Here is a 17080-nt window from a genome sequence, read left to right on the forward strand (position 1 = left end):
TCAATAAACGTAGTAATTTACTTTTTCTCGAATTCAAACTATAATCAATGAGAATAAATATGAAAAACTTCTGCTGATAGAAGTTAAATTTTGAATATCGAGGTAGCACTATGTCCAAAAAACTTGAAAATGCCTTGCTCATTATTTGGGTTGTATCGTTGACAGCAACGCTCGGATCATTGTATTTTTCTGAAATACGAGGATACGAACCATGTACATTATGCTGGTACCAGCGCATTTTAATGTACCCTATTGTGCTGATTTCAACGATTGCCTACATCCAGAAAAATGCGAAAATTGCATTAACAACAGCCGTTTTTTCTACAATTGGCGCGGCAACATCTTTATACCATTATAGTCTACAGAAGTTAGTTTTTATGCAAGATGCAGCACCTGCTTGTGGTCGTGTAGCATGTACAGGTCAGTATATTAACTGGCTGGGCTTCATTACGATCCCATTTTTGGCGCTTACTGCCTTTATTATTATTGCGGCAGTTAGTTTTTATATGTTAAAAGTTTTAAAGGGGGAGAAATAATTTGAAGAAGTTAGCGATTGTCGGTGCAGTAATTGTGTTATTATTCGCAGCAATTATCGTCCTGACAAACATGAAGAACAATGAAAAACTAGAAGGTAATCCATATGGTACAGACAACCTGAAGCAATCTACAATTGATCTTCTTGATGATAAAAACTATCAAAATATCATTTTACCAGATGCATTGGCAGAAAAAATCGAGTCAGGTGAAGGCGTTGTCGGCTATTTCTTCAGTCCAGAATGTTCTCACTGCCAAAACTACACTCCAAAACTTATGCCGATTGCCGACGAACTTGATGTTCAAGTCGATCAATTAAACATTCTTGAGTTTGATGAATGGAATACTTATAATATTACATCAACACCAACACTTATCTACTTCGAAGACGGCAAAGAGGTTGCCCGTCTGGAAGGTGACGCACCAGATGAAACAACGCGTCAATTCTTTAACGATGTTGTGTTAAAATAAGACTATATTTAAATCGTGTTCTTTACGAGCACGATTTTTCATTTGGAGGAAAATTAATGTTCACATATATCATTCACGAAAACGGACAAACCGTAGAAGACCTGCTGCGCGATAAATGGCGGTTAGGCAAAAAGCTAGTTCACGAATTACGCATGGCTAAAGCAGTAACAATTGATGGAGAGCCCATTATGTGGAAGGAGCCGTTTGAAAAAGGGACAAAAATCGAATTTGCATTTGATATTCCCGCTTCGAACTATACTCCAACGGACAGCTGCGATGTAAAAATCCGCTATGAAGACGAGCACTGCCTTATTGTTTCAAAGCCTAAAGGAATGGCGACACATCCAAACGAGCCAACTGACAACGACACATGCATGAATCATGTCATGCGTTATATTATGGATAACGGCGGGCATTATGCGGAGCATGTTCACCGTTTAGATCAAGGAACAAACGGCTTACTGCTTGTCGCAAAGCATCCGGTTGCAAAGTCTATTTTCGACCGTATGATCGAAGAAAAAACAATCGTGCGTACGTATGCCGCAGAAGTTCAGGGCAACCTTCGTACAGACAGCGGTACGATCAACGCTGGTATTGGTAAAGACCGTCATCATAATACTCGCCGTGTCGTATCACCTACCGGCCAGCATGCAGTGACACATTACGAGGTAGTGAATCGCTATAAAGGTACTTGTGTTGTCCATGTTGTTCTTGAGACAGGACGTACACACCAGATTCGTGTGCATATGGCGCATCTGGGCCACCCGATTGTTGGCGATACAATGTACGGTGCACGTGAAACCGCGTCAGGTGATTATGCATTGCACGCCATTCAGCTAGCATTTATGCACCCGTTTTTAGACGAGCAGATCATCGTGAAAGATAACTAAAAAAGAGGCGTTCGTAATTAAAATACGGACGCCCTTTTTTCTATCTTTTTTCACGCTCAATATAAGTTACTTCATTCGCTCTTGAAAATTGATAAATCAAGCTTCTACCGGTTGAGTGCAATTCTTTTTCTTTAATGACAAACTGATCCCCTGTTTTTGTTGTAAATGTGATATCTCCCTTGTTACTGCCTACTACATATTCATAAACAACTTCATCGAAATCTTCCCACCGATATTGTTGTTCCTCAAATAAATGATGTCGCTCCAATTGTTCCTGGCTAATCAACAAATAATTTTGAGTCGATAAGTACCCAATGCCAACACTCAATATAAAGAGTAATAGTCCAATCAAATAAACTTTTATATTACGCCTGTACGCTAAAATCCACAGCATCACTATCGCAACAAAACACGCCACCAGAACTAGTCTTAAATTAATTGGATTCGGAATAAACGTAGCGGCTGTGTTATTATACTGGAAAAACTCCATCTGAAAAATCGGATGGAAAATCATAATAAAAGGTGCAACAACTACAATCGTTACTGCAGCCATCGAGAAAAACAAACTCGGTGAAAAGTTTTTAAACACAGTTTCACTCCCCCTAAGTAAAAACGATGTTAGAAATCAAATTTGAAATTATCAGGATTTTGTCCAAAACGTTCATTACGGTTCAATGCATTTAACTGCTGCATCGTTTCATTCGTTAATTCGAAATGATATAGTTCACTATTTTCTTTTATGCGTGAAGCTGTAACAGATTTCGGAATAATGATGACATCGTTTTGCAAATGCCAACGTAAGATGATTTGAGCTGGTGATACATTATATTCATCTGCAATACGAATAATCGTTTCATCGTTTAAAACTTTTCCGCGTCCAAGCGGTGACCATGCTGTTACCGCAATTTGCTGCTGTTCACAAAATGCACGTAGAGGTTCTTGGGTTAAATACGGGTGGGCTTCGATTTGGTTAACCATTGGCGCGACGTTGCAAGTTGCCAAAATTGTCTTTAAATGATGTTCATGATGGTTTGATACTCCCGTTACACGGATGAGTTTTTCATCATACAAGCGTTCAATTGCACGGTACGTATCTACATATTTATGTTCGACCGGCCAATGTGTTAAATAAAGATCCACATAATCCATATCAAGCTTTTTCAATGATGTTTCGAATGCACGTAAAGTATTGTCATAGCCTTGGTCGCTATTCCAAACTTTTGTTGTAACAAAGAGATCCTCGCGCGGTACAGAAGAATGGCGAATGGCTTCCCCTACTTCTTCTTCATTGTAATAAAGCGCTGCTGTGTCGATTGCACGGTAACCTAGATCAAGCGCTGTTGTAATCGCCTCAAGTGTTTCATCACGGTCTGTCATTTTATAAACGCCTAATCCTAAATAAGGCATTTCTGCGCCATTGGCTAATTTTTTCGTTGAGTGTAAATTCATTTTGTTCACCTCTTAAATTTGATTGTCCTTATTATAACATTCTAATTATTTGCCGTTTATTAATCGCTATCAATTGTTAATGCTTACTGGCCAGTAAACTTATTATCTACTATATTCCCATTACCAGAATAATCTTCCAGATACAGGAGTATATATTATAATATATTCTCTTGGAGGAGCTGAAAAACTATGATGGATACACAACTAGTTTTGACTGGATTTTTGAAGCGTGCACAACGGTATTTCCCGAACAAACAAATTATCTCCCGTACAAGCCCCACTAAGACACATCGCATTACATTCAATGACTATGTAAAAAGAACGCATCGATTAGCGGATGCCCTAACAAAGCTTGGGATGAAGCGCGGCACAAAAGTCGGTACATTTGCCTGGAATCATCATCGTCATCTCGAAGCGTATTTTGCGATTCCGAGCAGTGGTGCAGTTTTACACACGATTAACATCCGACTTGCCCCAGAACATATTGTTTATATTATTAATCATGCCGAAGATGAAATTTTATTGATTGATAGCGACTTATTCCCATTAGTCGAGCCTGCACTAGGCCACTTAAAAACGGTCAAGCATATTATTGTCATGGGTGATGAATTGAGCGCTCCACAATCTAGTTTTCCGAATGTATACAGCTACGAACAGCTTCTTCAGGAAGCGGATGAAAATTTCGAGTTTCCGACAGATCTGGATGAAAATTTGCCGGCTGGGATGTGCTACACTTCAGCAACGACGGGTATGCCAAAAGGTGTCGTTTATACACATCGAAGCATCGTACTGCATAGCTTGGCACTAGGTCTTGCTGAATCCTTTGCCATTAAAGAAAGCGATACTGCCCTGCCGATTGTACCGATGTTCCATGCAAATGCATGGGGCTTCCCGTTTGCTGCATTGAATTTCGGCTCAAATATTATTTTACCGGGACCGATGATGACACCTGGCTTAGTTTTGGATCTGATTGAACAAGAGAAAGTAACGATTACAGCTGGAGTTCCAACGATTTGGCTTGGTGCACTTTCTGAACAGGAAAAACAGCCTCGAGATCTCTCTTCTGTCCGTTTAATCATTTCGGGTGGTTCCGCTTCCCCGAAAGGTTTAATTCAAGCTTACAATGAAAAACTCGGTGTTCCGTATATCAACGCTTACGGTATGACGGAAACTTCACCGCTTGTAAGTATGTCGCATCTTATAAGTGAGATGAACGACTATACAGATGATGAACAGTTAAACATTCGTGTATCCCAAGGATTGACGGTTTCGCTAATTGAAACAGAGGTCGTGAACGAAAACGGTCCGGTTCCATGGGATGGCAAAACAATGGGTGAACTACGTGTCCGCGGTCCATGGATTGCCTCAGAATATTATAATGATGAGCGGACAAAAGAAGCATTCCGAGACGGCTGGCTTTATACAGGTGACATTGCGGTATATACAAAAGAAGGCTATATCAAAATTACCGACCGCACGAAGGACCTAATTAAATCCGGCGGTGAATGGATTTCGTCCGTTGATCTTGAAAATGCCCTCATGTCACATCCTGCTGTTTTCGAAGCAGCCGTAATTGCGGTCCCACATCCGAAGTGGCAGGAGCGTCCATTGGCATGTGTCGTTTTAAAAGAAGGTGCAACGGCATCTAAAGAAGAGCTCATCGAGTCAATTGAACTGGAGTTTGCAAAGTGGTGGCTTCCGGATGATGTTGTATTTTTAAACGAAATCCCAAAAACTTCTGTCGGCAAATTTCTAAAAGCAACATTGCGAGAACAATTAAAAGACTACGAGGTTCAAATTTAACTAGAAAAAGTATAAAATCTTAGTACGAAACGGATATTTTATAAAATTGATTGAAATGAAGGGCGAGTGTAGCTGACGGCTACGCCTTTCGCTACAAGCAAGCTTCCTGCGGGAACAATATTCCGACAAAAGCGAAGCGGCAGGAGCACCGACCCCTGAGACTACAGGCTCAGGCCGTGCCCGCGGAAAGCGTTCCGGAATAGAAATCAATTATTATGCATGCAAAAAGACGCCACTTTTCTTTGAGAAAAGTGGCGTCTTTGGATTATGTCCCAAACTAACTTTTTTATTTTCCCTCTTCCTGCTGTTCATCCTCTTCATCATCAAACTGCTGCGGATCTGAAATGCGTTCCGCTTCTTCCAATTGTCCGCCGTCTCGCAAGTTCTCCATTTGCTTCCCGAGAATTTTCAGCTCATCCATCGTATTAGCCATATTTCCATTAACGATTTCTTCTCTTTTCATATAAATCCCTCCAAATTAATTTAGTATTATTTTTTTCCAATTTCGACTGATTTCTGTCATAAATAAAGTATTCATTCAAATAATTTATGCTATACTGAAAAAAGAGATAATTAAAACATGAGGAGGATTCTTCCATGAAATTACTTTTAATTCTTGGTGTCAGCATATCATTTTTAATCGCTATTTTCACAGCTGGCTATGATAGCAAACCATTCTCAAAAGAAAGATAATTCCACTAGCTTTCCAGTAAAGGACAATCGTTAATTAGCGATTGTCTTTTTCATTTGACTTTTATTGTTGCATATTTTATATTAGTTACATAAAGTAAGTTGATTATAAAAAATAACCATTAAGGGAGATCATATATTATGGCTACACATTTTCATAAAAAACCGAATCTTTATCCTGCTCATGTTCAATTAAAAGTTTCTGACTTAGTACGTTCGATCGAATACTACACAACAGTTATCGGCTTTAAAGTATTACAGCAAACAGAAACGGAAGCATACTTGACAGCAGACGGACAAACAAGCTTAGTATCACTAGTCGAAGTACAAAATGCTCAGCCACTTAAACAAGGCTTTGCAGGTTTATACCACTTAGCATTACTATTACCCTCTCGCAAGGACTTAGGAAACATCGTACAGCATTTTGTTAACATGAATATTCGTCTCGGTGCTGCAGACCATGATGTTTCAGAAGCGCTTTACTTAAACGATCCGGATGGAAACGGAATGGACTTGGAATCAGGACGAACAAGTGCATATGGTGACAGAACAGCTGAATTTCCAGCCGATTTTAGCAGCTGCAGACGGCAATTGGAACGGCTTGCCTGCTGACACTGTTATGGGGCATGTACACTTATCCGTAGTAAACCTGGACAAATCGGAGCAATTTTATACAAATGTATTGGATTATAATGTCGTGACTCGTTACGGTGCACAGGCGCTGTTCGTATCAACAGGTAAATATCATCACCATTTCGGCTTAAATACTTGGAACAGCAACAACGGCCATGCTCCAACAAACGATATGGTCGGTTTAAAATCCTTTACGGTCGTGTTAAAAGATGCGCAGTATGCAGAAGAAGTAAAACAAAGCCTGACAACTAACGGCTTCATCGTTGAAAACTTTGCAGAAGCACCAGCACACGGGGGTACTCAGCTATTCTCAACAGTTGATCCAAACGGTTTACGCATCATCTTTACATTAGATGGTGAATAAGGCGAAGAAAATAACCTAAAGCACGAGCCCGAAAAATTTTTCGGGCTCTTTTTGAAACTTTATTTTCTATCCTACGTATACATAATTAATTACAATTAACGGAGGAATTCATTTGTCACTATTTAATAAAGTTTTAGCAAGTGTTGGTATAGGAGCTGCAAAAGTTGATACAAAATTGCACAAATCAACTTACACGTTGAATGAAAATATTTCAGGTGTTGTAGAAATCATCGGTGGTAGCACGGAACAGCAAATTGATGCAATCTATCTAACACTTCATACAAACTTTATCCGCGAAATCGATGATAAAAAGATTAAAGATGAAGCGGTGCTGCACAAATACAAATTAAATGAGCCATTCACAATTCAGGCAGACGAAAAACGCCAAATTCCATTTTCATTCTCCCTGCCCCCTGTTGTTCCGGTAACGACCGGCAACTCGCGTGTATGGATTCAAACAGGCTTAGATATTAAAAATGCGGTCGATCCTAAAGATAAAGACTTTATCGAGATTCAGCCGACTCGTCTTGCGAACGGTGTGTTAACTGCCATTCAAAACATGGGCTTCCGGTTGCGTAAAGTAGATAACGAACAAGCCCCTTCTTATTTACGCCGCCAAACACCGATTGTACAGGAATTTGAGTTTACACCGACAAACAACACGTATCGCCGGTATCTAAACGAACTTGAAGTTGTCTTTTTACATCAATCATCAAACTCAGTCGAAATTTTATTGCAAGTAGACCGACGTGCCCGCGGGCTTGGAGGATTTTTATCCGAAGCGCTCGATATGGATGAAAGCTTCATCCGTCTCACATTATCCGAACACGACAATATCCAGGCAAAGCTTGAGCAAGTAATTAAAACGAAGATGAAATAATCAAAAGGCAAGAAGCATCAGTCGCTTCTTGCCTTGTTTTATTTTAAACCTGGATAGTTTTGTTGTCTTAGTACTTCGTAAATCACAATTGCCGCTGTATTTGATAAATTCAGTGAGCGAATATGGTCACTTTGCGGGATGCGCAGGCACATATCGGCACGTTCTTTTGCAAACTCCTTTGGCAAGCCAGTCGTTTCTCTTCCGAACATAAAGTAAAGGTCACACTCTGAATTGCTGAAATCATGTGTCGTAAACGGCTCATCACTATATGTCTCAATTAAATACACATCGCCATCTTTACTGTACTCGATAAAATCTTCTAAAGAATCATGGTAAACGACATTCACGTGTTCCCAATAATCCAATCCAGCACGCTTCAGCATTTTGTCATCTGTTGAAAAGCCCAATGGACGGATTAAATGTAATGATGTATTCGTTCCAGCACAAGTACGGGCAATGTTGCCTGTGTTTGCCGGGATTTCTGGTTGATATAATACGATATGGTTTGGCACTTCTGATCCTTCTCTCTTAATGATTTAACATTGCTAGCCCTTTATCAATCTCGACCAGCACTTCTTCATCCTGCTCTGTTTTTCTGGCAGCCAATAAAATATTCTCTGCCCCATCCGTTCCGATTTTACCAATTGCCCATGCTGCGGTCCCTCTTAATACAGGACGCTCATCTTTTTGCAGTACTTGAACTAAATCAGGCATCGCCGCTTCTTCTTTAAAGTGGGCCAGCGCTAAAATGGCATTGCGCTGAATCGGCTTTTTACCGCGCCATGAGCCGGATACATGACCAAACTTTGCCTTAAATTCCTTATTGGAAATCGATAAAAGCGGCTGTAGTAAAGGTTTTGCGATTTCAGGATCGGGAGTGAATTCATCATGGATCCAGTTCAGCTTTCCTTTATTTTTCGGGCACACTGTCTGACATGTATCACAGCCATACAAACGGTTTCCGATTTTTGCCCGAAACTCATCCGGTAAAAATCCTTTCGTTTGAGTTAAAAAGGCAATGCACCGCTGTGAATTCAGCTGCCCAGGTGCAACTATCGCTCCAGTTGGACAAACATCAATACATAATGTACAGTCTCCGCATTCATCCTCCATCGGTGTGTCAGGGGCAAACGGGATATTTGTGATGATCTCGCCTAAATAGACGTACGAACCAAACTCCGGTGTAATGATCGAACAATTTTTGGCGCTCCAGCCGATACCTGCCCGTTCTGCAACTGCACGATCTACTAGTTCCCCAGTATCGACCATCGATTTCACCTTTACATTTGGCACACGTTCATGCAGCCATGCTTCAATGAGCTGCAGACGTTCACGAACAGCTGTATGATAGTCAATCCCCCATGAAGCACGGCAAAAAATGCCGCGGCGCTCCCCTTTTTTTCCTTGCGGGGCATCTTGCATGCGTGAAGGATAGGCAATCGCGATCGCAATAATACTTTCTGCTTCATCTAATAATTTTAAAGGCTCTGTACGCAGCTCTATATTTGCTTCTTCAAAGCCTGATTGGTATGCTAATTGTTGCTGACGACGCAGACGGTTTTTCAATTCATGAAACGGAGCAGCGGTCGTAAATCCGATTTTATCAACACCAATAGATGCTGCGTATTTCACTAAATCTTCTTGAAGTTGATGAACTTTCATTTCACATACTCCTTTCAAATGATACAATAATTATAAACTTATTCCGTATTACATATTTTAGTATTTCTCCCATTAAAAATAATGTAAGAGGGTGTTCTCATGAATATTTCAATAAATGAAGCTCTTTTTTCTGTCAATGAGCAATTAAAAATTGGCCTTATCCATTATAGCAAAATTATCGTCGAAGAATCTCCTCAAATGATTAAAGGTCGCACACAACTTTATCAGGAAAATCTATATCTGGAATTACAGGAAACACCTGTGACAGAACGTCCTGGTATTAAAGAGTGGCGTCAGCTTTGGAAGGCTTTTGGCGGGGACCCGAACCGGTACCGTCACTCTGCGGAAAGCTTAATGCGCCGTATCGCCAAACAGCAATATTTAGCACCGTTCCATTCGGCTGTTGATTTAAATAACTTCTTCTCCCTGCAATACGAAATTCCTGTTGGCATTTATGATGCAGAAAGTATTGATGGTAATGTGGAAATCAATGTCGGCAATGCATCGACAGGCTATGAAGGAATTAATGGACGCTTTAATTCATTGGAAAACATCATCCACGCCAAGGATGCAATCGGTCCATTCGGCAGCCCCTTTGTTGATTCAAAAAGAACGGCAGTGACAGAAGCTACGACAAATGCGCTGCAAATCTTTTATTTACGCCCTTCCCTCAGTGGAAAGGAAGCTGCTGAACTACTAGGCAGTGCAGGAAACATGTTTACGCAAATTAGCGGTGGCGAATATGAAGTACATATTCTTTCAAAGGAAAATTCAAAAGTTCATATTTAAGGAGTGAAATCGTTTGACTATTAACTTAGCTGAGGCAGTAAAACTAAAAAGTATCATTACGAAAAGAATCCAGGAACGAACAATACAAGTGCATTCATTAACACATGCTATCATTGAAAAAGGCGAACAGCCGAAAACACCTGATTATACACTCGAAATGCTTGAATCCGAGTTAAAAGAGCTTCGTTATGATTCACGTAAACTTGATGCCCTGATCTACCGGGCTAATATCGACAATACTATTGTGTTTAAAGATGAGGAAATGCCTATTGTAGAGGCGATTGAACTTGCGAGTCAATTACGTGCAGAAGCACAATTTTGCAAAAACCTTGGTTCTGAGGAAAAAGAGGCTTTCTACCATAATTCCGGTGATGCCATACTTTACCGTGTAGCATTGTATGATCCAATGACATACCGAAACCGTGCAAATGAGCTTGAAAAGGAAGCACATCGCCTTTCCAATTTAATTAATGCCAAAAACTATCAAGTTGAAATTGAATTTGATGACAGCAACTATTTCTAAACCTAGGGCGGTGAGACTCCAAACTAGGTAATAACGGGCGATTTTTGCTTCGGCATCCCCAACTAATGGTCAAACCGATGACCCTTTACCGTTTACACTGTTACCTTTCACACATAACCAACTATAGTAAAAGCTAACACAATCGTAATTGAGTATTTTTGCTCGCCCGTTATTAAAAGACACCTGCTCACCTACACGTGAAAAGGTGTCTTTGCTTTTTATTTCATCTAAATCTACTCTACACCCGGTAAAATGCTTAATGTCTTTTCATCTGCATCTAATAATACGTCCACACCTAATGGAATCGCAATATTAGGCTCGCAGTGACCAATTTTGAACCCTGCTACTGCCGGTTTGTTAAACGGCTTCAAATACCCTTCTATTACCTTCAGCACATCTTCATAGCTGTATGTATCATCCGGCATATTAAAGTCTGCTATTACAAAGCCTGCTGCAAGCTCCAGCTTTCTTGAAAGACGCAGCTGATTCAGCATTGAATCAATTTGCTCGATTGTTTCACCTAAATCTTCAAGAAGTAAAATTTTATTGCGTACATCAATTTCAAATTTAGTTCCAAGTGTGCTGACAATACGGTTTAAATTTCCGCCTGTCAATTCGCCTCGTACAGCTCCCGGTATAACTGTCGTAAGAGGTGAAATGCTTTCTGTATACTGAATTTCAATCGGCTGGAATAACTGCTGGAACATTTTTTTAGAAAGAGGATCCAGTTCCCCTTTTGGACTAGACAGCATCGGACCATGGAATGTCACTAAATTTGCAAACTCGTTTACTTGTGTATGTAAAGTCGTCACATCGGAAAAGCCCCAAATTATTTTCGGATTGTCCTCGATTAATGGATAGCTTATCTTATCGATGATTCTTGAGATTCCATAGCCGCCCTTCACTAAAAAGACTGCCTTCACTTCCGGATCAACAATCATTTGGTGGAAGTCTTTAATCCGCTCCTCGTCGGAACCTGCCAAATAGCCTTCGTATGCCTGTACCGTATTACCAAGCTTATACTTTAAACCTAATTCCTCTAAAAACGCTAATTTATCCCCTACTGATTCTATATTAAGCGGACTACTTAAATTAACTAATCCTACTGTATCGCCATGCTGTAACCTTGCTGGTCGAATTTTCATGCTAATGACCTCCTTTTGCTTCTGTCGTTATTGTATCATAGCGTTTTATGTAAAGCGCATTGCAAATTCCATGTGGTTGTCCCTATAATAGATAAAATCAATTTCCAATATAAGGAGATGCTCAATAATGAAATTTCCACCACAGCTACTGCTCATTTTCGCTACTTTATTGTGGGGCGGCAACTTTGTAATTGGACGAGCTGTTTCAGGAGATATTCCTCCGATTACACTTGCCTTTTTACGTTGGATTGTCGCCTTTCTCGTATTTTTCCCAATCGCTTACAACCGGACGAAAAAAGAATGGCCTGCGCTGAAACAGCATTGGGGTGCTGTCATCGTTTTAGCAATAACAGGAGTTGCCGCATTCAATACACTCGTCTACATCGGCTTGCATGATACAACATCCATTAATGCATCTTTAATGAATTCATCAACACCGATTATTATATACATACTGAGCTTTATCTTTTTAAAAGAACGGTTAACGAAGTTCCAAATGATCGGCACACTGCTTTCTTTAGCCGGAGTGCTCTTTATTATATCCGGAGGCTCATTACAAAGCCTGCTTTCATTTTCATTCAACAAAGGGGACTTGATCGTTTTGATTGCGGTAGTGTGCTGGAGTTTCTATTCATTACTCATTAAAAAGTACGCAGGTAAGCTGCCGGGTTATTCAACGTTTTTAGTGACGATCGCAATCGGAGCTATTATGTTACTGCCGTTCGCAGTATATGAACTACTAACAACATCACAAGCAATCGTATGGAACGCTTCGACAATTGGGGCGATTTTTTATGTAGGAATCATTGCTTCGATAGTTGCCTTTTTAAGCTGGAACAATGGCGTTGTCTCATTAGGAGCAAACAAAGCAGGAATCTATTTAAACTTCATTCCTCTATTTGCTACAATCTTTGCTGTACTGTTTTTAAATGAGCAACTCCTCATCGCTCAAGTAATCGGAGGCATTGCGGTAATTACAGGAGTATTTATTTCATCGATCAAATAAAGGAGTGCACAATGTATGCACTCCTTTACCTTATTTTACATCTGTATAAATAACCGTCACATCTGGATGGTTGTGCAGTGCGCTCGCAGGGAAATCTTCTGTTACGACACCGCTGCGTAAACGATCAAAGGCCTCCTGTTTTGATGCACCTGAAATTAATAATACAATCTTTTTAGAACTTAAAATCGTTTTGATCCCCATTGTAATGGCATGTGTCGGCACATCATCAATTGAATCAAAATAGACTTGATTTGCTTCACGTGTAGACTGTGCAAGCTCTACAATATTTGTACCTAAATCAAAAGGAGTTCCAGGTTCATTAAAACCGATATGTCCATTTACACCAATTCCTAAAAGCTGTATATCAATATTTCCCGCCGCATTAATCAATGCATCATATTCAGCGGCAGCTTTTTCTAAATTCGACTTATTACCAGCTGGTAAATAAATATTTTCACGTTTCATATCGATATGATTAAACAGGTTATAGTCCATATAATAATGGTAGCTCGCTTCATTTGCCGGATTAATACCGATATATTCATCCAAGTTGAAAGACTTGGCCTGTTTAAAAGATATTTCGCCTGCCTTATACGCAGCTACAAGCTTTTTATAAAAGCCTTCCGGGGTACCTCCTGTAGCCATTCCAAATACCGTTGAACTATCCTTTTTTAATTGATCTATAAAAATTGTTGCGGCAATTTTACTCAACTCATCATAGTTTGCCGCTTCAATCCACTTAAAATTTGTTGCTACATTCATTTGTTTAATTCCCTACTTCCTCGCTATATTACATAATTTATATCACTTAAATAAAATACTTTTTTTAAAATTCATTCCTAACATCACTATGTTAATTTTATAGTAAATAATTTTAATACGCCAGAAAAAACGTGCAGGATTTTCTGGAAAACATACTAATTTTCTTTGTATATAATATGATATTCTCCAATACTAATTCCCCAATATTCCGTACGCAGACTTTATTTTTCTCATTATCATATAAAAGAATCGATAAATCTATTCTTTCCTAATTTCACTTATAAATACCACTGTTAAAGTCGGATTCTATAATCTATTCTATGCTCTTTAAAAAGATTATGGGACTTTATATATCGATTATAAAAATAAAAAAAGACCTCACAGTATGAACTGTGAAGTCTTTTTTTCAGATACCGAGTGTGGGACTTGAACCCACACGCCTCGCGGCAACGGATTTTGAGTCCGTCGTGTCTGCCATTCCACCAACTCGGCAAAATAAGGTAAAAAAAAATCGGTTTCTCCGATTAAATAAAATATGGAGGCGGCAACCGGATTTGAACCGGTGATAAAGGTGTTGCAGACCTGTGCCTTACCACTTGGCTATGCCGCCATATTTGGAGCGGAAGACGAGGTTCGAACTCGCGACCCCCACCTTGGCAAGGTGGTGTTCTACCACTGAACTACTTCCGCAAAATAAAAAAATGGCTGGGGTACCTGGATTCGAACCAGGGCATGACGGAATCAAAATCCGTTGCCTTACCGCTTGGCTATACCCCAAATATTTAAATTATGATATAGAATGGGGCGACTGATGGGAATCGAACCCACGAATGCCTGAACCACAATCAGGTGCGTTAACCACTTCGCCACAACCGCCACTATATTATAATTTTAACACTTAAACCTAAATAAAAATGGGGCGACTGATGGGAATCGAACCCACGAATGCCTGAACCACAATCAGGTGCGTTAACCACTTCGCCACAACCGCCACTATATTATTTTAAGTATTTTTAAGTTATTTGGCAGGGGCAGTAGGAATCGAACCCACACTGACGGTTTTGGAGACCGTAGTTCTACCTTTAAACTATGCCCCTATCAAAAGGATGGTGGAGGGGGACGGATTCGAACCGCCGAACCCTAAGGAGCGGATTTACAGTCCGCCGCGTTTAGCCACTTCGCTACCCCTCCAGGTAATGGTGCCGGCGAAAGGAGTCGAACCCTCGACCTACTGATTACAAGTCAGTTGCTCTACCAACTGAGCTACACCGGCAAAAATATGGTGGGTTTGGACGGAATCGAACCGCCGACACTTAGAGCTTCAATCTAATGCTCTACCAACTGAGCTACAAACCCACAATTTAATTTTTTTAAAAAAATGGCGGTCCCGACCGGGATCGAACCGGCGATCTCCTGCGTGACAGGCAGGCATGTTAACCGCTACACCACGGGACCATTTGGTTGCGGGGGCAGGACTTGAACCTGCGACCTTCGGGTTATGAGCCCGACGAGCTACCACTGCTCCACCCCGCGATAATACTATTTGTTTAATGGTGGAGGATGACGGGCTCGAACCGCCGACCCCCTGCTTGTAAGGCAGGTGCTCTCCCAGCTGAGCTAATCCTCCAATGCTGTATACTACTTATGTATCTTTTGGTGACCCGTACGGGATTCGAACCCGTGTTACCGCCGTGAAAGGGCGGTGTCTTAACCACTTGACCAACGGGCCTCTTTATAAATTAAGCCTGGCGGAGAGTAAGGGATTTGAACCCTTGATGCAGGGTTACCCGCATACACGATTTCCAATCGTGCTCCTTCGGCCACTCGGACAACTCTCCAAGATTTAATGGCTCCGAAGGCAGGACTCGAACCTGCGACCTGCCGGTTAACAGCCGGATGCTCTACCAACTGAGCTACTTCGGAATAATTCTATAACAGCCTAGCGACGTCCTACTCTCACAGGGGGAAGCCCCCAACTACCATCGGCGCTAAAGAGCTTAACTTCCGTGTTCGGTATGGGAACGGGTGTGACCTCTTTGCCATCATCACTAGACTATTTAATCGAAAGACATTATTTATTATATCATACTTTTCTTATTTGTCAAGTATTTATATAATAATTTTTCATTCTTTCAAAACTGGATAAACGTTTCATTGAATTGAGCAATAAAATGTGGTTAAGTCCTCGACCGATTAGTATTCGTCAGCTGCATGCGTCGCCGCACTTCCACCTCGAACCTATCTACCTGATCGTCTTTCAGGGGTCTTACTTACTTGCGTAATGGGAAATCTCATCTTGAGGGGGGCTTCATGCTTAGATGCTTTCAGCACTTATCCCGTCCATACATAGCTACCCAGCGATGCCTTTGGCAAGACAACTGGTACACCAGCGGTATGTCCATCCCGGTCCTCTCGTACTAAGGACAGCTCCTCTCAAATTTCCTACGCCCACGACGGATAGGGACCGAACTGTCTCACGACGTTCTGAACCCAGCTCGCGTACCGCTTTAATGGGCGAACAGCCCAACCCTTGGGACCGACTACAGCCCCAGGATGCGATGAGCCGACATCGAGGTGCCAAACCTCCCCGTCGATGTGGACTCTTGGGGGAGATAAGCCTGTTATCCCCGGGGTAGCTTTTATCCGTTGAGCGATGGCCCTTCCATGCGGAACCACCGGATCACTAAGCCCGTCTTTCGACCCTGCTCGACTTGTAGGTCTCGCAGTCAAGCTCCCTTATGCCTTTACACTCTACGAATGATTTCCAACCATTCTGAGGGAACCTTTGGGCGCCTCCGTTACTCTTTAGGAGGCGACCGCCCCAGTCAAACTGTCCGCCTGACACTGTCTCCTACCCCGCTAAGGGGCATGGGTTAGAAGTTCAATACAACCAGGGTAGTATCCCACCGACGCCTCCTTCGAAGCTGGCGCTCCGAGATCTCTGGCTCCTACCTATCCTGTACAAGTTGTACCAAAATTCAATATCAGGCTACAGTAAAGCTCCACGGGGTCTTTCCGTCCTGTCGCGGGTAACCTGCATCTTCACAGGTACTATAATTTCACCGAGTCTCTCGTTGAGACAGTGCCCAGATCGTTACGCCTTTCGTGCGGGTCGGAACTTACCCGACAAGGAATTTCGCTACCTTAGGACCGTTATAGTTACGGCCGCCGTTTACTGGGGCTTCAATTCACAGCTTCGCTTGCGCTAACCGCTCCTCTTAACCTTCCAGCACCGGGCAGGCGTCAGCCCCTATACGTCACCTTACGGTTTTGCAGAGACCTGTGTTTTTGCTAAACAGTCGCCTGGGCCTATTCACTGCGGCTTCTCTAGGCTATGCACCCAAAGAAGCACCCCTTCTCCCGAAGTTACGGGGTCATTTTGCCGAGTTCCTTAACGAGAGTTCTCTCGCACACCTTAGGATTCTCTCCTCGACTACCTGTGTCGGTTTGCGGTACGGGCACCTCTCACCTCGATAGAG

The 17080-nt window shown here is 41.6% G+C and carries 17 protein-coding genes, 16 tRNA genes and 2 rRNA genes (1 of these 35 only partly in view); 10 read left to right on the forward strand and 25 right to left on the reverse strand.

What is annotated here, in order from left to right; translation table 11 throughout:
• Window positions 1-110: 110 nt before the first annotated feature.
• The 3 genes from MHH37_RS17890 to MHH37_RS17900 are packed head-to-tail and all read left to right on the forward strand — an operon-like array spanning window position 111 to window position 1895.
• On the forward strand, window positions 111-536 hold the full coding sequence (locus MHH37_RS17890; protein WP_008406493.1) for a disulfide oxidoreductase: 426 nt from the start codon (window positions 111-113) through the stop codon (window positions 534-536).
• Between the two features lies 1 nt (window position 537).
• On the forward strand, window positions 538-1005 hold the full coding sequence (locus MHH37_RS17895; protein ID WP_342574107.1) for a thioredoxin family protein: 468 nt from the start codon (window positions 538-540) through the stop codon (window positions 1003-1005).
• Between the two features lie 56 nt (window positions 1006-1061).
• Window positions 1062-1895, forward strand: coding sequence for an RluA family pseudouridine synthase (locus MHH37_RS17900; protein ID WP_008406495.1), 834 nt, complete (start codon window positions 1062-1064; stop codon window positions 1893-1895).
• 40 nt (window positions 1896-1935) lie between these two features.
• Here the strand turns inward: MHH37_RS17900 and MHH37_RS17905 are convergent, their stop codons facing one another.
• Both MHH37_RS17905 and MHH37_RS17910 read right to left on the reverse strand, forming a co-directional pair.
• Window positions 1936-2484 (reverse strand): acyl dehydratase, encoded by a 549-nt coding sequence (locus tag MHH37_RS17905; protein ID WP_342574109.1) that lies wholly within the window; start codon window positions 2482-2484, stop codon window positions 1936-1938.
• A 29-nt stretch (window positions 2485-2513) separates the two neighbouring features.
• A complete protein-coding gene (locus MHH37_RS17910; protein WP_342574111.1) occupies window positions 2514-3344 on the reverse strand; it encodes an aldo/keto reductase in 831 nt (276 codons plus the stop codon).
• Window positions 3345-3533: 189 nt separating this feature from the next.
• Here MHH37_RS17910 and MHH37_RS17915 point away from each other — a divergent pair, with 189 nt between their 5' ends.
• Entirely contained in the window at window positions 3534-5147 is a 1614-nt protein-coding gene (locus MHH37_RS17915; RefSeq protein WP_008406498.1) for a long-chain fatty acid--CoA ligase, read from the forward strand.
• A gap of 286 nt (window positions 5148-5433) precedes the next feature.
• Here the strand turns inward: MHH37_RS17915 and MHH37_RS17920 are convergent, their stop codons facing one another.
• Entirely contained in the window at window positions 5434-5610 is a 177-nt protein-coding gene (locus MHH37_RS17920) for a hypothetical protein (RefSeq protein WP_008406499.1), read from the reverse strand.
• Between the two features lie 368 nt (window positions 5611-5978).
• On the opposite strand from MHH37_RS17920, the gene MHH37_RS17925 reads away from it, so the two are divergent.
• The 3 genes from MHH37_RS17925 (at window position 5979) to MHH37_RS17935 (ending at window position 7714) form a co-directional block, all read left to right on the forward strand.
• Entirely contained in the window at window positions 5979-6449 is a 471-nt protein-coding gene (locus MHH37_RS17925; RefSeq protein ID WP_342574113.1) for a VOC family protein, read from the forward strand.
• The gene (locus tag MHH37_RS17930) at window positions 6334-6834 is read left to right on the forward strand and encodes a VOC family protein (RefSeq protein ID WP_342574115.1); all 501 of its coding nucleotides are present in this window, start codon (window positions 6334-6336) and stop codon (window positions 6832-6834) included. Before MHH37_RS17925 ends, MHH37_RS17930 begins: the two co-directional genes overlap by 116 nt.
• 112 nt (window positions 6835-6946) lie before the next feature.
• Entirely contained in the window at window positions 6947-7714 is a 768-nt protein-coding gene (locus MHH37_RS17935; RefSeq protein ID WP_342574116.1) for a sporulation protein, read from the forward strand.
• Window positions 7715-7752: 38 nt separating this feature from the next.
• Here the strand turns inward: MHH37_RS17935 and trmL are convergent, their stop codons facing one another.
• Together trmL and queG are read right to left on the reverse strand one after the other, a co-directional pair.
• Window positions 7753-8226, reverse strand: coding sequence for a tRNA (uridine(34)/cytosine(34)/5-carboxymethylaminomethyluridine(34)-2'-O)-methyltransferase TrmL (gene trmL / locus MHH37_RS17940; protein WP_342574118.1), 474 nt, complete (start codon window positions 8224-8226; stop codon window positions 7753-7755).
• Between the two features lie 16 nt (window positions 8227-8242).
• Window positions 8243-9376 carry a tRNA epoxyqueuosine(34) reductase QueG gene (gene queG / locus MHH37_RS17945; RefSeq protein WP_342574119.1) on the reverse strand — a complete coding sequence of 378 codons (1134 nt, stop codon included), beginning with the start codon at window positions 9374-9376 and terminating at the stop codon, window positions 8243-8245.
• A gap of 99 nt (window positions 9377-9475) precedes the next feature.
• Between queG and MHH37_RS17950 the strand changes: the two genes are divergently transcribed.
• Both MHH37_RS17950 and MHH37_RS17955 read left to right on the forward strand, forming a co-directional pair.
• On the forward strand, window positions 9476-10165 hold the full coding sequence (locus tag MHH37_RS17950) for a phenylalanine--tRNA ligase beta subunit-related protein (RefSeq protein WP_342574120.1): 690 nt from the start codon (window positions 9476-9478) through the stop codon (window positions 10163-10165).
• A gap of 13 nt (window positions 10166-10178) precedes the next feature.
• Window positions 10179-10688 carry a hypothetical protein gene (locus MHH37_RS17955; protein ID WP_342574122.1) on the forward strand — a complete coding sequence of 170 codons (510 nt, stop codon included), beginning with the start codon at window positions 10179-10181 and terminating at the stop codon, window positions 10686-10688.
• 233 nt (window positions 10689-10921) lie between these two features.
• On the opposite strand, the gene MHH37_RS17960 is transcribed toward MHH37_RS17955, so the two are convergent.
• Window positions 10922-11833 carry an LD-carboxypeptidase gene (locus MHH37_RS17960; RefSeq protein WP_342574123.1) on the reverse strand — a complete coding sequence of 304 codons (912 nt, stop codon included), beginning with the start codon at window positions 11831-11833 and terminating at the stop codon, window positions 10922-10924.
• Window positions 11834-11960: 127 nt separating this feature from the next.
• Here MHH37_RS17960 and MHH37_RS17965 point away from each other — a divergent pair, with 127 nt between their 5' ends.
• On the forward strand, window positions 11961-12839 hold the full coding sequence (locus tag MHH37_RS17965; RefSeq protein ID WP_342574124.1) for a DMT family transporter: 879 nt from the start codon (window positions 11961-11963) through the stop codon (window positions 12837-12839).
• A 30-nt stretch (window positions 12840-12869) separates the two neighbouring features.
• Here MHH37_RS17965 and nagB read toward each other — a convergent pair whose 3' ends face one another.
• The 19 genes from nagB to MHH37_RS18060 all read right to left on the reverse strand — a co-directional run.
• On the reverse strand, window positions 12870-13601 hold the full coding sequence (nagB, locus tag MHH37_RS17970; RefSeq protein WP_342574125.1) for a glucosamine-6-phosphate deaminase: 732 nt from the start codon (window positions 13599-13601) through the stop codon (window positions 12870-12872).
• Between the two features lie 411 nt (window positions 13602-14012).
• Window positions 14013-14093, reverse strand: a tRNA-Leu gene (locus MHH37_RS17975).
• 44 nt (window positions 14094-14137) lie between these two features.
• Window positions 14138-14211, reverse strand: a tRNA-Cys gene (locus MHH37_RS17980).
• Window positions 14212-14216: 5 nt separating this feature from the next.
• Window positions 14217-14291 (reverse strand) — tRNA-Gly (locus MHH37_RS17985).
• A 12-nt stretch (window positions 14292-14303) separates the two neighbouring features.
• Window positions 14304-14378 (reverse strand) — tRNA-Gln (locus tag MHH37_RS17990).
• Between the two features lie 23 nt (window positions 14379-14401).
• Window positions 14402-14477 (reverse strand) — tRNA-His (locus tag MHH37_RS17995).
• 39 nt (window positions 14478-14516) lie between these two features.
• A tRNA-His gene (locus MHH37_RS18000) sits at window positions 14517-14592 on the reverse strand.
• A 32-nt stretch (window positions 14593-14624) separates the two neighbouring features.
• Window positions 14625-14698, reverse strand: a tRNA-Trp gene (locus MHH37_RS18005).
• Between the two features lie 10 nt (window positions 14699-14708).
• A tRNA-Tyr gene (locus MHH37_RS18010) sits at window positions 14709-14792 on the reverse strand.
• A gap of 6 nt (window positions 14793-14798) precedes the next feature.
• Window positions 14799-14874, reverse strand: a tRNA-Thr gene (locus MHH37_RS18015).
• Between the two features lie 7 nt (window positions 14875-14881).
• A tRNA-Phe gene (locus tag MHH37_RS18020) sits at window positions 14882-14957 on the reverse strand.
• Between the two features lie 23 nt (window positions 14958-14980).
• Window positions 14981-15056: transfer RNA gene (locus tag MHH37_RS18025), tRNA-Asp, on the reverse strand.
• 3 nt (window positions 15057-15059) lie between these two features.
• Window positions 15060-15134: transfer RNA gene (locus MHH37_RS18030), tRNA-Met, on the reverse strand.
• An 18-nt stretch (window positions 15135-15152) separates the two neighbouring features.
• Window positions 15153-15228, reverse strand: a tRNA-Val gene (locus MHH37_RS18035).
• A 27-nt stretch (window positions 15229-15255) separates the two neighbouring features.
• A tRNA-Glu gene (locus MHH37_RS18040) sits at window positions 15256-15330 on the reverse strand.
• Window positions 15331-15347: 17 nt separating this feature from the next.
• A tRNA-Ser gene (locus MHH37_RS18045) sits at window positions 15348-15439 on the reverse strand.
• A 9-nt stretch (window positions 15440-15448) separates the two neighbouring features.
• A tRNA-Asn gene (locus MHH37_RS18050) sits at window positions 15449-15524 on the reverse strand.
• 14 nt (window positions 15525-15538) lie between these two features.
• Window positions 15539-15654 (reverse strand): 5S ribosomal RNA (rrf, locus tag MHH37_RS18055).
• Between the two features lie 120 nt (window positions 15655-15774).
• Window positions 15775-17080 (reverse strand): 23S ribosomal RNA (locus MHH37_RS18060) (it continues 1623 nt past the right edge of the window).

Origin of the sequence: Solibacillus sp. FSL K6-1781 (genome assembly GCF_038630735.1) — a bacterium.
GTDB lineage: Bacteria > Bacillota > Bacilli > Bacillales_A > Planococcaceae > Solibacillus > Solibacillus silvestris.